Raw genomic sequence first — 24,046 nt, 5'->3', positions numbered from 1 at the left:
TGCGGCGCCCTCAGCGAGAAGTCGGTCATCACCCATCAGCTCACTCTTGTTCCAATCATCGGGCACCATCCCAGGGGTAGCATCACAAGGTTAAATACTTGATGGAAATGCACCGAAAATGATTTGTCATTCTGTGGTATCCGGACACCATAATTGTCATAATGCCAGAGCCGAAATTAAGGTTTTTTCAACACATTAAAGAAATGACGAGAAAGGAACTGCCACAGTTTAACGCTTGAGTAAATCGTCTTTTGTCGAAAAAAACTATCAGAAAGCTTTTTATAGAATGCCTCACCTTATACATAATGCCCCAAAGCCATACACAGGGGTTTCATGATCCGGACATTTAAGAACGGGGGTGAATATTGTGGAACAACAGAGGGATCAATGGGCAACTAAGATTGGTTTGATTTTAGCAATGGCTGGAAACGCCGTCGGTCTGGGCAACTTCGTGAGGTTTCCAACGCAGGTTGCCCAGAACGGTGGCGGAGCCTTTATGGTGCCGTACTTTATAGCTCTGTTCTTCCTAGGAATACCAGTGATGTGGATTGAATGGGTCGCCGGTCGCTACGGTGGAAAGTATGGTCACGGCACCCTCGGTCCCACGTACTACCTCATGGCCAGGGAGCGCGTCAAGCCAAGAGGCGCACTGTGGTGGGGAGTTATCAGCGGAATGCTGGCCTTTTCACTGACCGTTCTCCTGAACAGCTACTACCTCCACCTCATCGGCTGGTCCGCGGCTTACTCCTACTTCAGCGCCACTGGAGCCTACTTCGGCCAGAGCACCGGAGAGTTCTTCAGCAACTACCTCGGCAACCACGCCCAGGTCATGCTCTTCTGGGGCATAACCGTGATCCTCCTTGCCATAGCCGTCGGACAGGGCGTCAGCAAGGGAATAGAAAGATGGGTCAAGGTCATGATGCCGCTCCTCTACGTCTTCGCCATCATAATGGTCGGCTACGTGTTCGTCCTCGGCTCACCAATAGACCCCAACTGGAGCACCATTGATGGATTCAGGTTCATCTGGAGCCCCAACTGGGCGTACCTCAAGGACCACTTCGCGACGGTCATGCTCGCCGCAACTGGGCAGATATTCTTCACCCTCTCGCTCGGTATGGGTATCATCCAGAACTACGCCAGCTACCTCGGCCCTGATGACGACGTTGCCCTCAGCGGTCTCGCGACGGTCTCCCTGAACGAGTTCGCGGAGGTAGTTCTCGGTGGTTCACTCGCCGTCCCGCTGGCGACCGCCTACGCCCCCAAGATAGTACCGCCCGAGGTTCTTGCCCAGGGTAAGAACGAGGCCCTCGCGTGGATAGGCCAGAAGTTCGGCCTTGGATTCTCCTACACCAGCCTGCCCAACGTCTTTGTCAGCATGGGTGACATAGGAAAGCTCTTTGGAGCAATGTGGTTCCTCCTCCTCTGGTTCGCGGGCTTCACCTCAGCCATAGCCATGTACAACTACCTCACCGCCCTCCTCGAGGAGGACCTCAACATCAAGAGGAAGGTCGGAACCTGGGTAGTGCTCGTGCTCTACTTCATCGCGGGCCTTCCGGTGGTGTACATCAGCGGCTACCTCGACCAGGTTGACGCATGGGTCAGCTTCCAGCTCACGCTGCTGGCGCTCTTCGACATCATAGTGGCGGTGTACCTCTTCAAGCCGGACAACTTCTGGAAGGAGCTGCACCAGGGAGCCTACATGAAAGTCCCCGGATGGTACAAGCCGATACTGCTCTACATAGCCCCAATACTCCTGCTGATACCGCTGATAGGATCCGCCCAGAGCCTCGTCGGAGCGACCCTCGAGTGGCCGGCCAGACTGGCAATAATCTTCATGTGGATCGTCGGTGCAGTGGAAAGCTACTACTCCATCAAGCGCAAGTACGGCGAGGAGCTCGAGAAGAACGAGGTCATCATAAGGGTCTGAGGTGATCGCAATGGAAAGCTGGGTAATCTACATGCTGATAGCGTGGCTGGCAATATTCGCCATGATGGGCTGGAGCATCAACAAGCTGCTCAAGGCGGAAAGAGGGGAAGTGTCTTAAACCCTTTTTCTTTCCCATTTTGGGGGGGTATAGGTGAAAAGCGAAAAAATACTTCTTGAAACTGCCGACGTTCTCGAATCAACCCTTGAAAAGATCGAGAGGCTCGGCAGCCTAAGTGAAAAGGAGAAGACAAAAGTCAAGAAATCCCTGGGGGAGGCCGCGGGGAACTTCCGGGAGGTCGCATCCAGGGTCGAGAAGGACAACGAGGAGCTGGCCGAGTTCTTCTTCAAAAAAGCCAAGGAGCTCAAATTGATGAGCACGGACAAGGCCATAGAGAAGGAGGGCAAAAAGAACTACCTGAAAGCGGTGAACAAGGTCCTCCTGTATTCCAGGTCGGCCGAGTACGACTTCAGCCCCAAAAAGCTCGTCGAGCTGAAGAGGGCATACCGGAAATACATCTTCGGAATGACGTCTTTCTTCGTCCTGACGGGGGCATATCTCAATCAGTTCTTCGCTATAACGGCGCTTATCCTGGCCATCCCGATAATCCTGTCGATGCTGTCCCTTCAGAGGAGGGGCTACACCGGACTCCTGCTGGCCTACGCCTCGGCCCCAATTCCCCTGGTCGTGGGCTTCAACGCGATAGTCTATTCACTGAGTGCCCTGCGCGACCCCCACCAGGTGAGCACCATAGCGGAGCACCTGGGGAAGAGCGTATCCTTTGCGCAGGGATACCTGATATTCCTCGTCCTCCTCTCGGCGGTGGAGATATACCTGATAGCCAGCTCCCTCGTCGAACTCTACAGGAACAGGCATGCGTTCCTGTGAAAAAGAAGCCCTCAGTAGAGGGCTTCGTTGCCCTTCTCCCCTGTTCTTATCCTGATCGCGTCTTCCACTGGAATTACGAATATCTTCCCATCCCCGGGCGTTCCACTTCTCGCGTTCCGTATGATAACCCCGATAACCTTCTCAACGTCCTCGTCCTTCACGACGATCTCGATCTTCATCTTCGGAAGGAGGTCGTAGGGCGGAACGCCCCCCTGAACGCCCCTCCCCTGCACGGGGTAAGCGGTCAGGGGCACTACCCCGATCTGTTTTAGGGCGTTCTTCACGCGGTCGAAATCGTTTCCCCTAATAATCGCCTCAACCTTCTTCATAGCAACCACATAGGAGATTTGTCAAAACTCCAGAAAAGGCTTTCGAAATGTGAAAAATTCATAAGAAACCGGGACTAAGAAACCTGGGCCAGGAACCTCCTCAGCCTTTTAGGTGAGATACGCGTTTTTCTGGCCAGCCCCTCAAGGTTGGCGTTTTTAAGGTCTTCCACCGTGTAAATTCCTGCACTCTGGAGCTTTGCCAGCGTTTTTGGTCCGATGCCCTTTATAGAAAGGAGGTCGCTCTCGGCCTTGCCGGATTTTCTCTTCTTCCGCGTCCAGGGCTTTCTGGATTCTTCCGAACCAGGCCCCTTTACCTTTCCAGGCGGCTTAACTGACATCTCCTTAACGACCTCCGTGGCATAGGCTCTCTCGGGAACGCTCCTATGCCGTTCAGCGGGCCTTTCGCTCTCCTCCGGTGGAACCTCAGGGGGCTCCACGTACTCCTCAAGCTCAGGGGGATTTCCGCTCACGTAGATGCCAACAATCACCGGTCTGAATGGGTTGTCCCTCTCCTCAAGCTTCCCTAGGAGCTCAGCATCAAACTCCCCGGTTCTGATATATCTCACCAGCTCGTTCGCCAGCCTCTGAAAGTCCCCGCTGTGGATTAAAACCCTCCGCTTTGCATATTCCTTTGCCTGACCGGTCGTTATCAAAAACTGCCAGTCGCTAGCTTCGAGTATCAGCAACTCCCTCGCGAGCTGCTCAAGGATTCTATCGGCGGTTCTGTCCCTTCCGTAGTACCTGCTCGCCAGAGCCACCATTCTCTCTTCGGCGCGGTAGATGTGCTTCCACGTCCACTCCGTCTCCTCGTTCCACCAGGTCGAGTGGTCTGCGTTGGCCCCCCACGAACCCTCCGGAAGCTCAATCTCGTGCCTCTCACCGCGGTAGTTGTCGAGGAAGGCGGAGAGCGTCGTTGTGACTATTCCCCTCTCAGCCATCAGTTCAAGAACCCTGCCGAGCCACTTAACGCCCTCAAACCACCAGTGGCCAAAGAGCTCGGTGTCGTAGGGTGAAACGACTATTCCCTTCTCCCCGAACCTCTCCTCGAACTCACTCAAAAGCCTCTCCACCAGCGAGACGAAGTGCCTCGCGTGCTCTTCAACGCGCTCCATCGCTTTATCGGGGTCGTAGAACTCTTTCTCGCCGAGATCAACGTTTTTGCCCGTCACACGCCAGTACTGCCCCCCGCTTTTAGGTGCCTTCCTGTGGAACTCCCTGTACCAGAAGTCGCCGGGGTAGCCGTAGTGCGCGCTCCAGACCTGGTGGCCGGTTTCCCTGTTGCGGGCAAAGACCGCTATGTGGGAGCCCTTGATCCAGTACGGCCTGAGGGTGCTCTTATCACCCCCGTAGAGCGGAATCTCGCCGTAGCCCTTTGTCACCGGGCCCTCATCGATAAGGTTGCTCTCAACGAAGAAGTACTCGATGCCGAACTCCTCCAGGAACTTCTCTATACCAGGTCTTTTGATCTTTCTCCCGCCTGGGAGTTCCCATTCTCCAGCAGGTCTGTATGCGCACTCAGGCAGCCACATCCCCCTCGGCCTTTTGCCGAAGTGCTTCTCGTAGGTTGCTACACCGTTTGCAAGCTGCGCCATTATCGTCTCGTCCCTGCCGAGGAGTGGCAGATAGCCGTGCGTTGCCGCCGAGGTTATTATTTCGAGATAGCCAGAATCCTGAAACTCGCGGAACTTACCGATGATGTCCCCGTTTATCGCCCTCCAGTGGTCGTAAACCTTCCTGAAGTGGTCGAGGGAGGCTTTGACGGCTCTTTCATCATACTTGCCGGATTTCAGGTCTTCCTCCGTGGTTTTAATCTTCCTGAGGATGTATTTTTCAAACTCGGCTTTGATGTAGTCATCGCTGAGCTGCTCAACAAGCACGGGAGTTATGTTGATCACGAGCCCGAACCTGACGCCCGAAGAACGGAGGCGCTCAAACTCCATAAGGAGGGGGATGTAGGTCTCGCTCATCGCCTCGTAGAGCCATTCCTCGCCGAAGGGCCATTTGCCGTGCTTCCGGACGTAGGGAAGGTGGGTGTGTAGGACGAACGTGAAGTAGCCTTTCATTCTGTATCACCAGGAGTGTTATCACACTTGAAGTATTTAACCTTATCCGGAACAGGGTTGAGCCCGTGGACAATTGCGGACACCGGTTAGGTTTAAAGGGGAAAGGGACAACCCGGAAGGGGTGGGAGAATGAAGGAGGAGATGAGCAGCGTTGACATACGCTACATCGTGAGGGAACTTCAGTCGCTCGTTGGCTCTCGCGTTGACAAGATTTACCACGACGGCGACGAGATTAGAATAAAGCTCAGGACAAAGGAGGGAAGGCGGGATTTAATCCTCCAGGCCGGGAAACGCTTCCACGTGACGACGTACGTGAAGGAAGCTCCCAAAAGCCCGTCGAGCTTCACCATGCTCCTCAGGAAGCACCTCAGCGGTGGGTTCATCGATGAAATAGAGCAGCACGGCTTCGACAGAATAGTTAAGATCCGCGTTGGGGACTACACCCTCATCGGTGAGCTATTCAGGAGGGGAAACGTCATACTCGTTGACGGGGAGAACAAAATCGTTGCGGCGTTACGCTACGAGGAGTACAAGGACAGAAGAATAATGCCGAAGGCTGAATACAGGTTCCCGCCGGCGAGGGAGAACCCGCTGGAGGTAACGAGAGAGAGGTTCATCGAGCTGATGCGTGAAAACGGGGAGCTTGAGCTCGTGCGCGCTTTGGCGAGAAAGCTCAACATGGGCGGCATGTACGCGGAGGAAATCTCCATACGGGCCGGCTTCGACAAGACGACGCAGGTTAAAGAGCTGAGCGACGACGACCTGCTGAAAGTATACGAGGCGATGATAGACACCTTCAACGATGAAGCAAAGCCGAACATAGTCCTCAAGGACGGGAACCTGCATGATGTCGTTCCAATCGAGCTGAGGATCTACGAGGGGTTCGAGAAGCGCTATTTTACCACCTTCAGCGAGGCCCTCGACGAGTACTTTGGGAAGATAACCCTTGAGAAGGCGAGGGTCGAGCAGACGAAGAGGCTCGAAGCCAAGAAGAGGCAGCTCCTCATGACGCTTAAAAAGCAGGAGGAGATGCTGAAGGGCTTCGAGGAGGGGGCAAAGGCAAACCAGGAGATAGGGGACCTGATCTACGCGAACTACTCCCTCATAGAGAAGATTTTGGAGGAATTCAGGAAGGCAACCGAAAAGCTTGGCTGGGACGAGTTCAGGAAGAGAATCGAGGAAGGCAAGAAAGCCGGCAACAAAATAGCGCTCATGGTGAAAGGAACCGACCCAAAGGAAAAAGCGGTGACAATAGAGCTTGAGGGGAAGAAGGTAAAGCTCTACCTCAATAGAAGCATAGGCGAGAACGCGGAGCTCTACTACGAGAAGGCCAAGAAGTTCCGCCACAAGTACGAGGGTGCCCTAAAGGCCTACGAGGACACGAAGAGGAAGCTGGACGAGATAGAGGGGCTCATCGAGGAGGAGCTCAAGAAGGAGCTGAACGTCAAGCGCATAGAGCGGAGAAAGAAGAAGTGGTTCGAGAAGTTCCGCTGGTTCGTTTCGAGCGAGGGATTTCTCGTATTAGGGGGCAAAGATGCGAGCACCAACGAGATTCTCATAAAGAGGCATATGGGCGAGAGCGACCTCTACTGCCACGCCGACGTTTACGGTGCTCCACACGTCGTCATCAAGGACGGTCAGAAGGCGGGAGAAAAGACCATCTTTGAGGCCTGTCAGTTTGCGGTTTCGATGAGCAAGGCGTGGAGCAGAGGTGTTTACAGCGAAGATGCTTATTGGACCTATCCGAACCAGGTCACAAAGCAGACTCCCAGCGGCGAGTACCTGGGCAAGGGGGCCTTCATGGTCTATGGAAAAAGGAACTGGCTCCATGGTCTGCCTCTCAAGCTCGCCGTCGGTGTAATCAACTATGAGGGCGAAGACTTCGTCGTCTGTGCACCGGTTGATGCCATAAAGGCCCACACGGAGAGGCACATCGTAATCCGCCCCGGTTCACTCAAGAAGAGCGAGCTGGTGAAGAGGATAAGGCGCATCCTCGAAAAGTGGGGCTACAAGGTGAGGGAAGAGGACATCATGGCCGTCCTTCCCCCTGGGAACGGCGATGTGGTCGAAGTTGTGGGCTAGAGGTACTTGCCTCCACCAAGAACAAACCCTGCCACGAAGCCGCCGAGTCCCAGAAGGTAGCCCTCCCCGATTATATCCACGAATCCCTCGCCGTATATGTACCACGCCACGGTGGTGAAGAGGAACATCCCAACAAGTCCAACGCCCGGACCGAGCCTCCCACCAAGTATTCCAAAAAAGACGCCCAGGAGCACAAGGAACATCCCCGCGAAGAAGGTAACGAAGGTAAGTATCGAGCCCGTGCTGGCGGGGTTGAGCCACCAGAAGACGCCCTCAAAGCCGTGGGGGGTGGTCAGAACTTGATCGAGGATACCGATGAACGTCATTTCCCCAGAGGGAGGCCTGAGCCAGGGGAGAGCAAAGGAAAGCAGGACGATCAGAGACGTCAGAAAGCTCACCAGCCTCATTAAAACGCCCCCCTAAACCAGCTCCTTTCCGGTCCCGGTCATGACGAGCTTGCCGTGCTTTACACCCTTGAGGCTCAGCAACCTGTCCGCTATCTCCTTTATCCTGCTCGCCTTCCCCTTCACTATGATGACCTCCAGGCAGTTGTGCTCGTCCATGTGGACATGGATGCTGGAGATTATCTCGCTCAGGTAGTCGTGCTGGAGGTCAAGGAGTCCTTTGACCACTTCCGCCTCGTCGTGGTTGTAGAGCATGGTTATCGTACCTGCGACCTCACCCTCACCCTGCTCCCACTCGTGCCGGACTATGAAGTCCCTCATCATATCCCTTATTGCCTCGCTCCTGTTGACATACCCTTTTTCCTCGATTATACGGTCGAACTTTTCGAGCAATTCATCCGGAACCGATACACCGAAGCGAGTGATCTTCATAACACCACCGTAATTCCTTTGGGTGTCCTCGTTAAAAACGTGACGCGAAAGCCTTTTATTCGGGCCCGAGAAGGTAGCCCCATGACGATGGAGGAACTCTACGCAATAGCCCAGAGGGAACTGGCCAAGGACCTGGTGTTCGAGATCGAGGAGGAGCCCGTGACGGTTTCAATCAGGGGCGTCCTTCTCGCGAGGATCGACTCGAGGGGCTACAACTTCTCCTTCTTCGAGCTGAGCGAGAACGAATTCGTCCTCGCCGTCCAGATGAAGGGCTTCGTGGTGTACCTCGGCATGGAGGCGGACGAGGAAATAGACGAAGAGGCCTACCCCGAGCTCGTTAAAATCCTCCTCGGGCAGCTGACACCGGCCATAGCCCTCCTGATAACGAGGGCGGAGAAAGAGTATCTGGGCAGGGCGGACCTGCTCCTCGACGACGAGATGGGACCCGACCTCAAGGAGTTCCTCTATGGGCTCCTTGTTAAGCACAGGAAAGGGATGCCTATCTACGAGCAGACTGAGGTCGCCTAGCCGAGAAGCTCCACAAAGACGAGAGCGGCGAGCATGACCGCCAGTACCAGCACAGTCCTCTTCGTGTATAGCTTCGCGGCCCTCTTTTCATAGTAGCTCCGTGGAGAGACGTTGAGGATGTAGAGGCCGAGAAGGGAACCGCTGAGAAGACCGAGAACGTTCTCAACGGTGAGGACAAGAGAGCCCCTAAAAATTCCCCACCAGCCCATCGCGAGGGATATCCCTACGACAGTTGTCGGCGGAACGAGGGCAGCGGCGATCGAGACGCCGGCCAGAATCTCCGGGATTCTGCTAACTATGGCAACTATTCCCGCGTAGCCGAGGATTACCGCGAGGAGGATGTACACCAGCCCCGACTGGCCCCTCAACAGTATCTCGTGGGTCGGCTCCGCCGGCATCGATCCAGTAAGATTGAGGATCAAGGACACCACAAGGGCCGAGAGGAATATGACGCCGAGAAGCTTTAAGATTGAGGAAACGGCATCGAGGGCATCCCTCCCCTTGCCCATGACGACGTTGAGGGAGAAGCCGTAGAGCGGGCCGAGAATAGGTGAGAGGAGCATGGCCGAGATTATCATCACTATGCTGTCGTTTATCAAACCGAAGAGCGCTATGATCGAGGCAACGGCACCAAGGGTGAGCTGAATCGGGTCGACCCGTGCCTGGTTGTTGGCGTTCTCGATGAGGCCTTCTATGGCAGCGAGACTCCAGCGGCGCTTGAACTTTCTAAGGGACTTTACCGAGTTTGCGTACTTCACGGACTTCCCGCTGACGGGCGCCCAAGTTATCGAGGAGTGCCCCTTCCGCAGGTCAACGGCCTTCATCAGTTCATCGACGACGTCGTTAATCACAAAATCCGGCACGAGGACGGTGAATTTGAGCGCCCGGTGCCCGTTGCTCTGCACTTCCTCGGCGTAGAACTGGAGGTTCCATTCGGTCAGAACCCCACTAACTTTTTCACCCTCGCCCTCGTCGCAGTAGATCTCCAACCGGAGCATGGGACATCAAAGACCCTACGGCACCTACTCTAATAACCCTTCCGGAAACGCTTCAATATAATTTGAAACAATTGCAAACCTTATAACCCTCCACGACGTAGAGGTTATGGAGGAACATGGCGGGCAAACTGGCTGTCTCCATCGCCATCTCGGTGTTGCTCTCTTTCCTCGCGTGGATACTTCTCCAGCTCAACCACTTCCTCGGGGCATTCCTCTTCATCTCGGCGGTTATCATACCACAGGTTGTTTTCAGGGACTACTACAGGGAAAAGCCCCTCCGGCTGGCACCGTTTCTGGCGGCATCGCTCATCCTGATGCTCCTCTTCCGACCCCCTCCGGTCTCCGGCCCCAACATCTATTTCGGCCTCTACTTTGCCACGGGCTGCTGGGAAAAGGAAGGGGATATATGGCCTCTAAGCGAGGGAGAGCTCACCTATTCCTGCAACGAGATAGCTGCGTACTCGACGGTTCGCGTCAGCGGTGTCGCATGGAAATCAGTCAGTGTTGAACTGCCCCTCCTCGGCGGTTTCGTAACCCTCTATGAACCACGAGGGAAGGCGGATAAAGCCTACCGCCAGGCCACAGAACGCCTCGAATCCAAAGACTACATCAAGCTCGCGGAGAACTACGGAACGTACTCCCACACCATAAAAGATGCCCTGTTCGTTAAAGGAAGAGAGTGTATCTACCTGATGGAAACTAGGGTTCTCGGTGGGGGTCTCGCAGTTATTTCAGCACGTGGTCCGTGCAGGGGCGTTAAGGGGTTCGCACTTCGCCGGCACGGCGACTACCTCTGGAACGCGAGCGAGCCCCCAATTTTCAAAGAATACCGCTTCAACTGGAACTCAAAGGATGGCGTTAAAATCGGGAGATTCACCCCAGTGGAATGGCCGAAGGAATGGGTGAAGAACACCTACGATGCCATCTGCATCGAGCTCAAAGGAACTGGATACGTCAAGCGGATGGAGGGAAAAACCGGGGACTGCAGGTGGTCCCTCTGGACGAGGGGGGAGAAATCACACTATCTAGCTATTAAAGGCAAAGAAATCCTCGTGTTGAGCGGGAAAACGGAAGACGTTGAAAGAACCGCGGAGAAGGTTTCGCCCTGTGGGCTGAAGAACAGCCGGAAAGCCGAAGGGAAGACGCCGGGAGAAGTGCTCAACCTCGTGGTGTCTGCGCTCAACAGGAGCTCTGCCCTGAAACCCGCCGGAGAACCTGCGCTCTGGGCCTTCGCGGGGGAGAAGTTGGTGGACGAAAACCTGAGCGTGACGGTTCTCGTTTACGGTACTCAATGGCAGTGCAACTACGCCCGCTACCTGCTCGACACCGGAGAAAATACGACGTCAATCTGCATCGGGCGGGAAGGATACTTTGTCACCGTGGCGATTGAGGGAGATGCTAAAAGCGTGAGCGTTGTTTTATCGTCAATAAAATGACCAAAAAGAACTTAAGGGGGTTTGATCCCCATAGGTCGATGCGCCATGATTACCAGGAGTGATTGTTTTTGGCGTCTCTAAGATTCTTCTAGATGTTCAGGTTAACCTAACAGCTCAAGGACGGGATTGTTTTTGGCCTGACTGATAGGGGGGCTCGTTTTTGGAGGTTTTAGAGGAGTAAGCCCACACCTCACGACCGAGATTTTCCGCTCTGTGTTAGCCATTGCGCTCATTATTCCCTCGACTTTGGGACTTGTTCTTTCCGAGGTATCTAAACCAGCGGAGGTGTTAGAATGAAAGCCGTTCTGGGGGATTCAAAGATACCAAAGAGGTGGTACAACATACTGCCAGACCTCCCGGAGCCTTTAGCGCCGCCCCTCGACCCGGAGACAGATGAGCCGATGAAACCAGAGAAACTGTTGAGGATTTTCGCAGAAGAACTCGTAAAGCAGGAGATGAGCACTGAAAGGTACGTTGAGATTCCCAGGAAAGTCCGCGAGCTGTACGCCAAGATTGGAAGGCCCACACCTCTCTTCCGCGCGACCAACCTGGAAAAGACCCTCGGAACGCCGGCGAGGATATACTTCAAATACGAAGGCGCAACCGTAACGGGCAGCCACAAGATAAACACAGCATTGGCTCAAGCCTACTACGCGAAGGAACAGGGAATAGAGAAGCTTATAACTGAAACTGGAGCAGGCCAGTGGGGGACGGCCCTGAGTTTGGCCGGAGCGCTTCTCGGGCTGAAAGTTCGCGTTTACATGGCGAGGGCAAGCTATTTCCAGAAGCCCTACAGAAAGACGATAATGCGCCTCTATGGTGCCGAAATCTATCCGAGTCCAAGCGACAGAACCGAAATAGGCAGGAAGTTTTTAGCTGAAGACCCAAACCACCCCGGAGGCCTCGGAATAGCGATAAGCGAGGCGATAGAAGACGTCCTCCGCGATGAGAAGGCACGCTATGCCCTCGGGAGTGTTCTCAATCACGTGCTCATGCACCAGACGGTCATCGGTTTGGAGGCAATGGAACAGATGAAGGAGTTTGAAGAGCCAGACGTGATAGTCGGCTGTGTCGGCGGTGGGAGCAACTTCGCGGGTCTGGCGTACCCCTTCGTGAGGGACCTCCTGAGCGGAAAGGCCGACTACGAGTTCATAGCTGTTGAACCGAAGGCCGCGCCGAGCATGACAAGGGGAGTTTACAAGTACGACTTCGGCGATTCAGGAGGATACACACCGAAGATGAAGATGTACACCCTCGGCCACACCTATTACGTCCCGCAGATTCACGCCGGTGGACTTCGCTACCACGGCCTCGCCCCGACGCTCAGCGTGCTCATAAACCACGGCATCGTTAAACCGGTAGCCTACCACCAGAACGAGGTCTTCCAGGCCGCCGAACTCTTTGCAAAGACAGAAGGCATAATTCCAGCACCGGAGAGCGCCCACGCCGTCAAGGGCGTCATTGACAGGGCGCTGAAGGCAAAGGAAGAGGGCAGGGAAGAGGTCATTCTCTTCACCCTGAGCGGACACGGCCTGCTTGACCTCAAGGGCTACGAGGACTACCTCGATGGAAAGCTTGAGGACTACGAGCCTGAGCAGTTCCCTGCCATGGAAGAATGAGCCTTCCCCACCTTTAACTTTTACTTTAACCTTGACAGGATTCTTCTCGGATAGAAGTTCAGGCTCGCCCTCGCCCTTGGGGCGTCCATGCCTATGTTTCTCCCGAGGCCCATCAAATCCCCTGGCCCGCGAACCTCCCACTTCGTCTCCGCGGAGCTCGTGATGAACCTCGGCACACCGTATTTGTCCACCAGCTGCCAGGTCTTCCTCATGAATCGTAGTATCTGAACCCTCTCGTAGGGGCCCGCAGAGAGCAGGGGCGCCAGGGAGAACCCTATGGCGACTCCCCTCCTGGCAGCCATTCCCGCGAGGGTGTGGTCAAATCCCGGATCCTTTCTCCCGAACCAGGGGCTTATGAGGGCATCAACACCGTTCTCAATGGCAAGACGGTTCACCCTCATGTCCCCGCCCTGAACGTAGAGGAGGGCACGGAGGTTCCTCTTCTTTACCTCCTTTATCAGACCCGGCCTGCTTGTAACGAGCAGGAGGGCAACCTTTTCGTACCTCTCACGGAGGAGCCTGAGCTCATCTTTGAGCTCGCCCCAGTCGGGGGGACCATCAAGAACGAGCTTCTTCGTGAAGACGACCTCATCAAACCACTCACTGGCCAGCTCGTAGGCTTCCTCGCTCCTCACGTCCATCTCAACGAAGTGGTCGCGGGAGAAAGATACCTCCCCCTCCCCATCCTCAAGTGGCGTCCCGACGCTCATTCCTCCAGCCACTCCCGAACGGCTTTAACTACCGCTTCCTTCTTCATGGGAAAGGCCTTGACCTTTATCCTGACCTGCACCACGTCCGACCCCTCGCCTATCTCCGGCTCGCCGAGGTAGGCCCTCTGCTTGTTGAAGCGGACGTAGAAGGTCCCCTCCTCGTCCACCTTCTCATCGAGGTTCTCAAGGATGTATCTCCTTGCGTCTTCATCTAAAAGCTCCCTGAAGTAGTCAATGAACTTTCTAACCGCCCTGCTCCGCTTTATCTCCACGTTGACGACCTTGATGGGGTTGCCGAAGAACCCCGTGGTCTCGTCTATGTCAAAGATTATGTCCTCGTCGTCTATCTCCTCGGGGATGAAGGTCCCGATAGCCTCAAGAACCTTGTCCTCGTCTTCCGTTGCCTGGATGAAAGTGGTAATCCTGACATGGTGCGCCCTTATCTTCCCCATTGCCCTCACCGGGGAAAATTGGGGCCGGTGCTTTAAAAGGTAACCGCAACTACCGTTTGGGAAAAATTTAAATAAAATCCCATTAAACTAACTATGGTGGGAATATGCTGGCAAAAGTGGACCCAAAGGGAAGACTGTACCTCCCCAAGGAGCTGAGGAAGAATCTCCCAAAAGAGGTTTACCTCGTCAGGGTGGATGCTGGCATACTCATAGTTCCCAAGCCAGAAGACCCCTTAAAGGAGCTTGAAGAGCTTGGAAAAAACCTTCCGGACATCCCGATTGAGGAAATCAGGGTGGAAATCCTAAAAGAGGCCGAAAAGCTAGCAGGTGAGTGAAATGGTCTATGCTGACACCGACTTTTTTCTAGCCCTTTTAAAGCCCTCCGACTGGCTTAATGAAAACGCCAGAAAAATCTACGAAAGATACATGGACGAGATAACAACTTCAGAAGCAACGTTTCTTGAGCTACTGATACTCTCAAAGAAGTTCAGCCTTGACCCTGTTAGACTTTTGGCAGCGGTCATGGCGATAATAGGGGAAGAAAACGAGGACTACCTCCGTGCAGCATACTACATGAAGGAGCATAGTCTCAATCCTTTCGATGCTGTTCACGCGGCAAAATGCGGGGGAAGGATAATAAGCTCGGACAAAGCCTTTGACAGGGCGGGAATCAAAAGGATAAAGCTCGAAAGTCCAGAAAAATAGAGAGAATTATCCCCCGGAGGCGCACGCTTCCCCAACCTGGACGTAAAAATACTCTGGACCTGGAATGGAAATGGTCCTGTTGCCAACCTTAAACGTGAACTTGGGCTTCAGGTAAAACCCATCAACGTCCCCGCTGACGCCCATATAAACAGCTACCACTGCTGAGGAGCCCGGCGAGATGATGCCAGTTCTGACATGACCCCAGGGAACCTCATCGGGCACGTCAGTAATGCTGTCGGTATAGAAAACCCAAAAACCAATAGGGGACACTCCAGGAATTTTGTAAGATACGTTGAGAAGCTCAATTGGCACGTCCAGACCATTTCTAACCATAACAGTATATACCACCGTGCTCGGCTCGCCCTCGTGGAAGTAAACCGTGCCCCTGCTCCTGTCGCCGAAGGTTATTTCCGTGATGTTCACTGCAGGAGCGGTTTCAACGGTGAATTTGCTCAGTTTTAGTTTACCAGTAAATGTCTCCCCCCGACGCGTAAATAGCGTGAGCCTTATTTCTCCCCCCTCCCTGGAGGGGCCGCCGACCTTCAGAGGGATTCTCAATGGAAAACGTCCCCTAACTGCATCGACAAGGGAATCAGGAGAGCTGGTATCATACTCCACCCGCCACCTTTCAAGAGAGAGGTGCTCAAGATATGAAGCCTCAACGGTCACGTTCCCCGAAGCGTTTTCGCAGATGTACACCGGCAACTCAAAAGTGGAGCCTGAAACGGTGTAAACGTAGCCCCGGTATTCTCCCGGCCTGAGGTTCAGCGGCTTGGAAGAGGAACCTGTATTGAGCGACGCTTTTCCCACACCCACCAAGAGGACAAGGAAAAGGAGAATGATAAAAGGCACATACGGTTTCTTCAAGGTCAATCACCCCTCAAGAGGTGTTGTTGTAGGTCTGCATTCCAGGGATAGCTTGCATTCAATATTATGAAACTTTACCTTATAAATTTTTCCATTTACTACAAGTAAAATATTTTCTTTTTTTCCAGTATACATTTGTTCCAACCAATATTTTCCTTTTAGAACCGTTTAAAAGAAACCCGAGTAAAGGAGTCGTGTCGCAGTGCACTGCATTCAACCAAAAGCTAAGAGGGTGTTATGCCGATTTCGAGTCCTTGCTGGTGTTGCTCCCCGTTACCGCTATTGCCCAGCCGATTATGAGTAGCATGGAGGCACCGGCCGTAAGCGCTATGGGCAACAGGTATTCCTCGGGAAGGTACGGCGCCCTGCGGCATACTCCTTCCGGGGAGACCTCCCAGGGAGTTAGGATTGCGTCGAGGGGCGTGGAGAGGGGGAGCGTGAGGAGGAACGAGAGTATCCATACCGGAATCCCAATGCTCGAAAAGCTGTCCTTACCGAGGAGTCTTCCGAGGAGGTATCCAAGGCAGAAGAAGAGCGCCGCGGGAATCAGAAAACCCAGGTGCAGGCTTCGATAGATGGAGGCAAAATCTGATGTTCCGGATTTTCTCATTTCGTTCATGGATATCGAGACCACCGCCCAGCCGATCACTGAGGAGGAAATAATCAAAGAAAGGGTTATGATAAGCAGAACTTTCTGGCCTTTCATACAATCACCCTTACGACTCACGTTTGGTCAACATTAGAGTGACCACAAGTATTACAGCGATTAAGAGCGCAATACCAAAGTACCCTCCATTGTTCCACTGTTTCTTAGATTGAGGTCTAAATCCAGAATGTTCTTCACCAGAACCGTCCGTTCTCTGCACTACCAGCACGTTCACAGGGACTTCTGGTGCACTGAACCCTGCAGGGCGAATTTCCACTTGAACTGGCATCTCGCTGAAGGATACCCTCCCGATATAGCAATTTTCCGCTCCCGCACTTTGTTCGGGATTAATTTTAGGCAGCGTCCCGTTTGAGAGCACAAGTAAGGAGCCATCAACGATTTCTGCAACCTTCCCAGTAGTATTGAGATACGCTAAGGGAGTTCCATTTTCATCGATGACAAAAGCCCCCGTCGTGGTTCCGAGAGCACACATCTTTTCATTGCAGGATAAGCCCAACACTTTTATACTCCAGAAGTCGTCCCAATCTTCCTCACGGTCGCAGAGGTAGGAGTTAAACCACTTAATTTCACCGTCCAAAGAAACCTTCAAGACAAAGTAGTCGGATATCCACGGTGCATCGCTTCCACCACCGTAAACGCCTGCAACGACGGCATAACCCCCCAATGGTGATGATTCCTCAGGCCTATCATAATAACCCGTACTGAGGACTTCGGCCCAGTTGAGAGTCCCGTTTAACGAAATCGCCGCGAGGAAAATGTGAGACCTGGGGTCTTCGGAAAAACTGGCGGTTCCCGCTACGATGATTATCTTCTCAATGTATGTTATGGTGGTCAGTTGTACACTTCCACTGGACAATGATTCGTTGATTTGCCCCAGCGTAAGCCGGCCGGTCCAGAGAACGTTCCCGTTTGAGTCCAGAACCCCAACGATCTTTCCACTGGTAAACGCAACGTTTCCATCTGGCAGAACCGCTGCATCATTCACACTCAGGTTTTTCGCCCAGATAATGTCCCCATCCTTACTGAACTTGGCTAAAACTTCATCACCCACAAGAAGAACGCCATCACTGGCCGGGACAAGATTAAGAACATGAATTCTGTCTGGAATTTTGATGGTCCATTCGGAAATCCATGTAAGGGTCATCTTTACTATGGTACCATTTTCTGTTAGAGCGTATATCTCCCCCCCTGAAATCACGGCATCTCCGAGCGTCCAGTTTTGAGCGAGAGCATTGTCTGAATATGTGGTGGTTAAAATCATAACAACAAAAAGAACAAAGACAGAAGCTCTTCCTCTCACGTTATTCCCTCCTAGGACTTTGCGAAATACTGGCTGGCAGATTTATCAGGTGCAAAACAACCCCCACAGTGGGCATTTGCCCACTTCGCATACTGGCAACCGTATCCATTACAGTTTCCTCCTGATCTACACGCCAACCAGTAAGGGTTTGTGACTATTTTAGTGGTGTATCTGTATGGAGGACTTTTAGGATTTACAAACAAAGATTTTCCATAAGATGGCGAAGGCAAGCATCTCACACTGTCCCCACTTAAATAGCAATTATACTCAAATATTAGATTCGTTTCCTCGTATTTTCTTGTTTCTTGGCGGTATACTCTAGCTGAGTAGAAGAACTTTATTTGGATAGACTTCACGTTAAGTCCCCACTTTCTGCTTATCTCTTGGGCGGTATTCCAGTATAGCGTTCTTATAGTTGATTCTTTGTTGTCCTGAGGAAATGTGTAAGTACACCAATCTCCACGATGAGAACCAATACTCGGAAAATCTGAATCGTACATTCCAACCCAAACCGCCACGGGTCTGAGGCTAACAAAGGTATATGTTTGATAACTCTCAAGTGGGGACAGCATCCTATAAAAGCTTAAACAACATTCAAAATCTTCATTGTACCCTTTTTGAATTTCTCTACAGTTTACTTTTTTTACATTCCTATTCTTTAATTGGCAATTGTGACTTACATCATTAGTGGGAGTATAACTATTGCTTTTTAACAGTAAAAATTTGGCCTGTAATTCATCTCTTAGTGATGTATATTCTCTAAGTTTATTCCATAGTACCGATTCGTTATTTATCAACAAAAAAACTCTAGTAATGACGTTATCGGCTACATTTTTTGAATTGGTCGCGTTTTCAAGTATCTTATTTATCTCACTATCAATTAATATTATCCTGTCAAATGTCATCTCTCCTGCAACTGAAAGTCTTGTTATAGCATCTTCGGGAGTTTTGATGTTCTGTAATGGGGCCATTTTATCTTTGTATTCTTCCAAATCTTTAGTTGTTAATTCTATGTACTCCCCATTTAGATACTGCTTGTATAGCCAGATACTCTGCCATTTCCTTTGATAGAATGCCCTTTTACTTTTTAATAATTCAACTTCCCTATATAGCTCAACTACTCTCTTTAATAGCTGGGAATCTTTTGTAATATTTACTTCTTTAGAAAGCCTGTACAGTTGACTTTCCTTCTGGCTAATCTCTAATGTAAGCCCCCAAAGCGTAATGTTTATCTCTTTGAGGGCCATCTCAGGGTCAAACTCTGCACATGTTTTTTCATTATAGTTGTCATTCTGTGGTACATGTAGGATAAACATTGTTTTAACTGAAGGCTCACTATAGACGATATTAGTTGCATTCGGATTGGACCCCATCAACAGAACGAGTAGTCCTAAGATAGCCGCCACCATCAGGCGCCACTTCAAGTGGTTCACCCCAGTATAGCTTTTACATTACTGTCTGGATATTATATCCTTTATAAACTTTTCCAATATTTATAGTAAATATCATTCCATTTCCTCCTCGAATACGAATTCATTCTAATACATGTTTTACTCCCAAAACAATCCAAAAGAAACCCGAGTAAAAGAGTTGCATGGAAATGCAACAGGTTAAAATAAGAACCAGACGAAGCCCCAACTGGACTCTAAGCTCTAAACAGTAAACGATCAAAAGATTAGAAGAGGAATCACTTGCCCTTGCCCTTGTTGGCCCTTATGCTGGGCCTGACCTTCTCGGCGCCCTTGCCCTTGTTCCTAAGTCCCCTGCTCTTCCTGCCTGCTGAAGTGAGTCCGCGGAAGACCCTACCCTTGTGGGCCTTGCCGGTTATCCAGTTGATCTTGGGGTCAGCCTTGATGACCGGGTGGTGCGGGTCCACCATTATGACCTCAAACCACCTGTACATTCCGTCCTCGCCGACCCAGTAGGAGTTGAGAACCTCGAGGTTCGGGAACTTTCTGGCTGCCTTCTCCTCGGCTATCCACTGGAGGCTCTTCTTCGGGCTGTACTTGACCTGACCCATCTTGCTCGGCTTCCTTCCGCCCTTCCACCTGGGCCTCTTCCTTCCGCCCTTCCTGACGCGGACGCGGACGATAACGTAGCCCTGCTTGGCCTGGTAGCCGAGGCTCCTGGCGCGGTCGAGCCTGGTCGGCCTCTCGGCGCGGACGACGACCGGCTCCCTCCTCCATTTGATCATTCTGACCTTGAGAAGGTCCCCAACGTAGCTCTTCTTCGGGCTCTTCCAGGCTTCCCTAATGTACTTGTACATGCTCATCTCGTTCACCTCTTCTCTGTTTGTGGTTCTCCCTTACGGGAACATCCCGCGGGTTTGCCCCGCCTAGTCGCTCGAGGTTCGAGGTTGAGTTTTTAAGGGTTGCGGAATAATGGGTAGCGGTGATGAAATGCGGCTCAGCAACCTGGTTTCCCTCATGAAGGAAAGGAACTTCGACGGTGCCCTGATCAGTCCCGGGACCAATCTCTACTATCTCACGGGCCTCCACATCCACGAGGCTGGTGAGAGGCTCACCGTTCTGGTTGTGAGCGCCGACGGTGACTACCGGCTCCTGGCCCCGAGCCTCTATGAAAACGTTGTCAGAAACTTCCCGGTGACATTCTGGCGCGACGGGGAGAACCCCTACGACAAGCTCGCCTGGATCCTGGCGGAGTTCCACCTGTCGGGCGGGAGGCTCCTCATAGAGGACACGATGCGCGCCGACTGGCTCATGAAAGTCATCCGCCTCGGCAGCTTCGAATTCCACCCCCTAAGCTCGCTCATGAGGGAGCTCCGCATGAGAAAGGACAAGCACGAGATAGAGATGATGGGACACGCCGCCAAGGCAGCGGACAGGGTCTTCGATGAGATTCTGAGCTGGGATTTACTTGGCATGCGCGAGAGGGAGCTGGCTTTGAAGATAGAGCTGGCAATAAGGGAGCTCAGTGATGGGATTTCCTTCGAGCCAATAGTGGCCAGCGGTGAGAACGCCGCCAACCCCCATCACGCGCCTGGGGACAGGAGGCTCAGGAAGGGCGACCTGGTGATACTCGACTACGGGGCGAAGTGGAAGGGCTACTGCTCGGACATCACGAGAACCATCGCCCTTGGACGACCTGACGAGAGGCTGGTGGAAATCTACGAGGTCGTCAAAGAGGCACAGGAGAGGGCATACCGGGCCGTCCGTGAAGGTACTCTCGCGAGGGAAGTGGACGGGGCCGCGAGGGAGACGATAGCAAAAGCAGGCTACGGCGAGTACTTCACTCACAGAACCGGACACGGACTCGGGCTGGACGTCCACGAAGAGCCCTACATTGGTCCGGACGGAAACGTGGTCCTGGAGAACGGCATGACCTTCACCATAGAACCCGGAATCTACGTTCCGGGCCTGGGTGGTGTTCGCATAGAGGACGACGTCGTCGTTCACGATGGAAGGGGAAAGAGGCTGACGAGGGCAGAGAGGGAGCTCATCCGGCTCTGAAGACATGCCACGTGAGCCCCGAACACATTTATTTTTCCTTTCCATGGATGCCCCCATGCTGCGGTTGGCAAATCATCGTCCAGGGTGGATTCCAAAAGATTTAAATATCAGGAATCCTACTCGCTCCGATGCCAATGAGGGGGGAGTGTCTTCTCCATCGCTGGAATCGCAACCGTGCCTGATTTCCCAGATAACCCCCCTATTCTGGAGTATCGCTCACGCTTTTTTGAAAAAATTCTTAGGAGGTATGACCATGGCTGAGCTTAACTTCAAGGCCATTGAGGAGAAATGGCAGAAGCGCTGGCTGGAAGAGAAGGCCTTCGAGCCGAAAGCGAATGAAAAACCCAAGGAGAAAAAGTTCTACATCACTGTCGCCTTCCCCTATCTCTCGGGGCACCTCCACGTCGGCCACGCGAGGACCTACACGATTCCCGACGTCATAGCGCGATTCAAGCGCATGCAGGGCTACAACGTGCTGTTCCCCATGGCGTGGCACATCACAGGAGCGCCGATAGTCGGAATCGCCGAGAGGATAAAGCACCGCGACCCGAAGACGATACACATCTACCGCGACGTTTACAAGGTGCCTGAGGATATACTCTGGAAGTTTGAGGACCCCAGGGAGATAGTCAACTACTTCATGAGGGCCGCGAAGGAGACCTTTATCCGGGCTGGCTTCTCCGTTGACTGGACGCGCGAGTTCCACACGACGAGCCTCTTTCCCCCGTTCAGCAAGTTCATAGAGTGGCAGTTCTGGACGCTCAAGGATAAGGGACTGGTCGTCAAGGGCGCTCACCGCGTGAGATGGGATCCGGTCGTCGGAACTCCCCTCGGAGACCACGACATAATGGAGGGCGAAGACGTCCAGATACTGGACTACGTCATCATCAAGTTCATCCTGGAGGAGAACGGTGAGGAAGTCTACATGCCGGCCGCGACGCTGAGGCCGGAGACGGTCTACGGAGTAACCAACATGTGGCTGAATCCAGAGGCAACCTACGTGAAGGCCAGAGTTAAGCGCGGCGAGAAGGTGGAGACCTGGATAATCAGCAAGGAAGCAGCATATAAGCTTTCCTTCCAGGACAGGGAGATCGAGGTCATCGAGGAGTTCAAGGGTGAGAGGTTGATAGGCAAATACGTAAGGAACCCCGTCACCGGCGACGAGGTCATAATCCTGCCGGCGGAGTTCGTTGATCCGGACAACGCTACCGGCGTTGTCATGAGCGTTCCCGCTCATGCTCCCTTCGATCATGTAGCAATTGAAGACCTCAAGAAGGAGACCGAAATCCTGCTGAAGTACGAGGTCGACCCGCGCGTGGTCGAGGAGATAAGCTACATCTCTCTGATAAAGCTTGAGGGCTACGGCGACTTTCCAGCTGTGGAAGAGGCAGAGAGGCTCGGCGTAAAGAGTCAGAAGGACGTTGAGAAGCTCGAAGAGGCCACCAAGAACATCTACAAGGCCGAATATCACAAGGGAGTCTTCAAGATAGAGCCCTACGCCGGCAAGTCCGTCCAGGAGGCCAAAGACCTCATAGCCAAAGAGCTCCAGGAGAAGGGCATCGCCGAGATAATGTACGAGTTCGCGGAAAAGCCGGTCATCTCGCGCTTCGGCAACCAGGCGGTCATCAAGATAATCCACGACCAGTGGTTCATAGACTACGGAAACCCCGAGTGGAAGGAAAAGGCCCGTGAGGCCCTCGCGAACATGACCATCTACCCGGAGAGCAGAAGGGCCCAGTTCGAGGCTATAGTTGACTGGCTCGACAAGAAGGCCTGCGCGAGGAAAGTTGGCCTTGGAACGCCGCTCCCGTGGGACCCCGACTGGGTCATCGAGAGCCTGAGCGACTCGACCATTTACATGGCCTACTACACCATAAGCAGGCACATGAACAGGCTGAGGGAGGAAGGCAGGCTCAACCCCGAGAAGTTAAGCAGGGAGTTCTTCGACTACCTGTTCCTGGAGGAGTTCAGCGAAGAGAAGGAGAGAGAACTTGACGAGAAGACCGGAATCCCGGCCGAGGTTATCCACGAGATGAAGGAGGAGTTCGAGTACTGGTACCCGCTCGACTGGCGCTGCTCCGCCAAAGACCTCATCCCAAATCACCTGACGTTCTTCATCTTCAACCACACGGCTATATTCAGAAAGGAGCACTGGCCGAGGGGCATAGCCGTCAACGGCTTCGGAACGCTCGAGGGCACCAAGATGAGCAAGAGCAAGGGCAACGTGCTGAACTTCATAGATGCCATCGAGGAGAACGGTGCCGATGTGGTGAGGCTCTACATAATGGGTTTGGCCGAGCATGACAGCGACTTCGACTGGCGCAGAAAGGAGGTCGGAAAGCTCCGCAGGCAGGTCGAGAGGTTCTACGAGCTGATAAGTGAGTTCGCCACCTATGAGGCTAAAGAGACCACGCTCAAGGACATCGACAGGTGGATGCTGCACCGCCTGAACAGGGCCATCGAAGGAGCCACCAAGGCCCTGGAGGAGTTCAGGACGAGAACGGCCGTGCAGTGGGCTTTCTACTCAGTCCTCAACGACCTGCGCTGGTACATGAGGAGGACCGAGGGCAGGGACGACGAGGCAAAGCGCTTCGTCCTGAGAACGCTGGCGGATGTATGGGTCAGGCTGATGGCGCCGTTCACCCCGCACATCAGCGAGGAGCTCTGGGAGAAGCTGGGCGGAGAGGGCTTTGTTAGCCTCGCTCCCTGGCCGGAGCCCGTTCCAGAGTGGTGGAACGAGACAATCGAGGCCGAGGAGGAGTTCGTAAAAAGCTTAATCGAGGACATCAAGGAGATAATCCGCGTGGCAAAGATAGAGGACGCCAAGAGGGCCTACGTCTACACCGCCCCGGAGTGGAAGTGGCGCGTTGTGGAAGTCGTCGCGGAGAAGAAGGACTTCAAATCGGCTATGGCAGAGCTGATGAAAGACCAAGAGATGAGAAAGCATGGCAAGGAGATAAGCAAGCTGATACAAAGGCTCATCAAGGAGAGGGCCTTTGACGTAAAGCGCATCGACGAGGAGAAGGCACTAAGGGAAGCCAAGGACTTCATCGAGAAAGAACTTGGCATCGAGATAATCATCAACCCGGAGGAAGACAAAGGAGGAAAGAAGAAGGCCGCGATGCCGCTGAAGCCGGCGGTGTTTGTTGAGTAGAGGCCGTTATTTCTTTC

23 protein-coding genes are annotated in these 24,046 nt (G+C 53.2%); 10 read left to right on the top strand and 13 right to left on the bottom strand.

What is annotated here, in order from left to right:
* Window positions 1–367: 367 nt before the first annotated feature.
* Together TIRI35C_RS02630 and TIRI35C_RS02625 are read left to right on the top strand one after the other, a co-directional pair.
* Window positions 368–1,927, top strand: a complete 1,560-nt coding sequence (locus TIRI35C_RS02630) for a sodium-dependent transporter (RefSeq protein ID WP_188201626.1) — start codon at window positions 368–370, stop codon at window positions 1,925–1,927.
* A 151-nt stretch (window positions 1,928–2,078) separates the two neighbouring features.
* Complete coding sequence (locus tag TIRI35C_RS02625; RefSeq protein WP_188201625.1) at window positions 2,079–2,813, top strand: alpha-glucosidase; 735 nt, start codon at window positions 2,079–2,081, stop codon at window positions 2,811–2,813.
* Window positions 2,814–2,824: 11 nt separating this feature from the next.
* Here TIRI35C_RS02625 and TIRI35C_RS02620 read toward each other — a convergent pair whose 3' ends face one another.
* Together TIRI35C_RS02620 and TIRI35C_RS02615 are read right to left on the bottom strand one after the other, a co-directional pair.
* A complete protein-coding gene (locus tag TIRI35C_RS02620) occupies window positions 2,825–3,142 on the bottom strand; it encodes a P-II family nitrogen regulator (protein WP_188202966.1) in 318 nt (105 codons plus the stop codon).
* Window positions 3,143–3,216: 74 nt separating this feature from the next.
* Window positions 3,217–5,205: a 1,4-alpha-glucan branching protein gene (locus TIRI35C_RS02615; RefSeq protein ID WP_188201624.1), complete on the bottom strand. Its 1,989-nt coding sequence runs from the start codon at window positions 5,203–5,205 to the stop codon at window positions 3,217–3,219.
* A gap of 129 nt (window positions 5,206–5,334) precedes the next feature.
* On the opposite strand from TIRI35C_RS02615, the gene rqcH reads away from it, so the two are divergent.
* Window positions 5,335–7,287 carry a ribosome rescue protein RqcH gene (gene rqcH, locus TIRI35C_RS02610; protein ID WP_188201623.1) on the top strand — a complete coding sequence of 651 codons (1,953 nt, stop codon included), beginning with the start codon at window positions 5,335–5,337 and terminating at the stop codon, window positions 7,285–7,287.
* Here rqcH and TIRI35C_RS02605 read toward each other — a convergent pair.
* Both TIRI35C_RS02605 and nikR read right to left on the bottom strand, forming a co-directional pair.
* The gene (locus TIRI35C_RS02605) at window positions 7,284–7,694 is read right to left on the bottom strand and encodes an amino acid permease (protein ID WP_188201622.1); all 411 of its coding nucleotides are present in this window, start codon (window positions 7,692–7,694) and stop codon (window positions 7,284–7,286) included. The two genes, rqcH and TIRI35C_RS02605, sit on opposite strands and share 4 nt — an antisense overlap.
* A gap of 12 nt (window positions 7,695–7,706) precedes the next feature.
* A complete protein-coding gene (gene nikR / locus TIRI35C_RS02600) occupies window positions 7,707–8,123 on the bottom strand; it encodes a nickel-responsive transcriptional regulator NikR (protein ID WP_188201621.1) in 417 nt (138 codons plus the stop codon).
* A gap of 81 nt (window positions 8,124–8,204) precedes the next feature.
* Between nikR and TIRI35C_RS02595 the strand changes: the two genes are divergently transcribed.
* On the top strand, window positions 8,205–8,651 hold the full coding sequence (locus TIRI35C_RS02595; RefSeq protein ID WP_188201620.1) for a hypothetical protein: 447 nt from the start codon (window positions 8,205–8,207) through the stop codon (window positions 8,649–8,651).
* On the opposite strand, the gene TIRI35C_RS02590 is transcribed toward TIRI35C_RS02595, so the two are convergent.
* Window positions 8,648–9,649 (bottom strand): TIGR00341 family protein, encoded by a 1,002-nt coding sequence (locus TIRI35C_RS02590; RefSeq protein ID WP_188201619.1) that lies wholly within the window; start codon window positions 9,647–9,649, stop codon window positions 8,648–8,650. The two genes, TIRI35C_RS02595 and TIRI35C_RS02590, sit on opposite strands and share 4 nt — an antisense overlap.
* A gap of 116 nt (window positions 9,650–9,765) precedes the next feature.
* Here TIRI35C_RS02590 and TIRI35C_RS02585 point away from each other — a divergent pair, with 116 nt between their 5' ends.
* Together TIRI35C_RS02585 and TIRI35C_RS02580 are read left to right on the top strand one after the other, a co-directional pair.
* Complete coding sequence (locus TIRI35C_RS02585) at window positions 9,766–11,085, top strand: hypothetical protein (protein WP_188201618.1); 1,320 nt, start codon at window positions 9,766–9,768, stop codon at window positions 11,083–11,085.
* A gap of 293 nt (window positions 11,086–11,378) precedes the next feature.
* Complete coding sequence (locus TIRI35C_RS02580) at window positions 11,379–12,704, top strand: TrpB-like pyridoxal phosphate-dependent enzyme (RefSeq protein WP_188201617.1); 1,326 nt, start codon at window positions 11,379–11,381, stop codon at window positions 12,702–12,704.
* Between the two features lie 20 nt (window positions 12,705–12,724).
* On the opposite strand, the gene TIRI35C_RS02575 is transcribed toward TIRI35C_RS02580, so the two are convergent.
* Both TIRI35C_RS02575 and TIRI35C_RS02570 read right to left on the bottom strand, forming a co-directional pair.
* Entirely contained in the window at window positions 12,725–13,414 is a 690-nt protein-coding gene (locus tag TIRI35C_RS02575; RefSeq protein WP_188201616.1) for a Ribonuclease P protein component 3, read from the bottom strand.
* The gene (locus tag TIRI35C_RS02570; RefSeq protein ID WP_188202965.1) at window positions 13,411–13,866 is read right to left on the bottom strand and encodes an RNA-binding protein; all 456 of its coding nucleotides are present in this window, start codon (window positions 13,864–13,866) and stop codon (window positions 13,411–13,413) included. The genes TIRI35C_RS02575 and TIRI35C_RS02570 overlap by 4 nt, the downstream gene beginning before the upstream one ends.
* Window positions 13,867–13,970: 104 nt before the next feature.
* On the opposite strand from TIRI35C_RS02570, the gene TIRI35C_RS02565 reads away from it, so the two are divergent.
* The gene (locus TIRI35C_RS02565; RefSeq protein WP_188201615.1) at window positions 13,971–14,201 is read left to right on the top strand and encodes an AbrB family transcriptional regulator; all 231 of its coding nucleotides are present in this window, start codon (window positions 13,971–13,973) and stop codon (window positions 14,199–14,201) included.
* A gap of 1 nt (window position 14,202) precedes the next feature.
* On the top strand, window positions 14,203–14,571 hold the full coding sequence (locus TIRI35C_RS02560; protein WP_188201614.1) for a type II toxin-antitoxin system VapC family toxin: 369 nt from the start codon (window positions 14,203–14,205) through the stop codon (window positions 14,569–14,571).
* 6 nt (window positions 14,572–14,577) lie between these two features.
* On the opposite strand, the gene TIRI35C_RS02555 is transcribed toward TIRI35C_RS02560, so the two are convergent.
* The 6 genes from TIRI35C_RS02555 to TIRI35C_RS02535 all read right to left on the bottom strand — a co-directional run bounded on the left by TIRI35C_RS02555 (window position 14,578) and on the right by TIRI35C_RS02535 (window position 19,677).
* Window positions 14,578–15,438, bottom strand: coding sequence for a hypothetical protein (locus TIRI35C_RS02555; protein WP_188201613.1), 861 nt, complete (start codon window positions 15,436–15,438; stop codon window positions 14,578–14,580).
* Window positions 15,439–15,444: 6 nt separating this feature from the next.
* Window positions 15,445–15,573: a hypothetical protein gene (locus TIRI35C_RS11200; protein ID WP_281400330.1), complete on the bottom strand. Its 129-nt coding sequence runs from the start codon at window positions 15,571–15,573 to the stop codon at window positions 15,445–15,447.
* 100 nt (window positions 15,574–15,673) lie between these two features.
* Window positions 15,674–16,057 (bottom strand): hypothetical protein, encoded by a 384-nt coding sequence (locus TIRI35C_RS02550; protein WP_188201612.1) that lies wholly within the window; start codon window positions 16,055–16,057, stop codon window positions 15,674–15,676.
* A gap of 97 nt (window positions 16,058–16,154) precedes the next feature.
* Window positions 16,155–17,405, bottom strand: a complete 1,251-nt coding sequence (locus TIRI35C_RS02545) for a PQQ-like beta-propeller repeat protein (protein ID WP_188201611.1) — start codon at window positions 17,403–17,405, stop codon at window positions 16,155–16,157.
* Window positions 17,406–17,416: 11 nt separating this feature from the next.
* Window positions 17,417–18,838, bottom strand: coding sequence for a hypothetical protein (locus TIRI35C_RS02540; protein WP_246454664.1), 1,422 nt, complete (start codon window positions 18,836–18,838; stop codon window positions 17,417–17,419).
* 254 nt (window positions 18,839–19,092) lie between these two features.
* Complete coding sequence (locus tag TIRI35C_RS02535; protein ID WP_139680201.1) at window positions 19,093–19,677, bottom strand: 50S ribosomal protein L15e; 585 nt, start codon at window positions 19,675–19,677, stop codon at window positions 19,093–19,095.
* A 127-nt stretch (window positions 19,678–19,804) separates the two neighbouring features.
* Here TIRI35C_RS02535 and TIRI35C_RS02530 point away from each other — a divergent pair, with 127 nt between their 5' ends.
* A complete protein-coding gene (locus TIRI35C_RS02530) occupies window positions 19,805–20,875 on the top strand; it encodes a M24 family metallopeptidase (protein ID WP_188201609.1) in 1,071 nt (356 codons plus the stop codon).
* A gap of 253 nt (window positions 20,876–21,128) precedes the next feature.
* Window positions 21,129–24,029: a leucine--tRNA ligase gene (leuS, locus tag TIRI35C_RS02525; RefSeq protein ID WP_188201608.1), complete on the top strand. Its 2,901-nt coding sequence runs from the start codon at window positions 21,129–21,131 to the stop codon at window positions 24,027–24,029.
* Window positions 24,030–24,046 lie beyond the last annotated feature (17 nt).

Origin of the sequence: Thermococcus camini, from assembly GCF_904067545.1 — an archaeon.
Taxonomy (GTDB): domain Archaea; phylum Methanobacteriota_B; class Thermococci; order Thermococcales; family Thermococcaceae; genus Thermococcus; species Thermococcus camini.
Note: the sequence above shows the minus strand (reverse complement) of the source record. Positions and strands in the feature narration are given on the sequence as shown.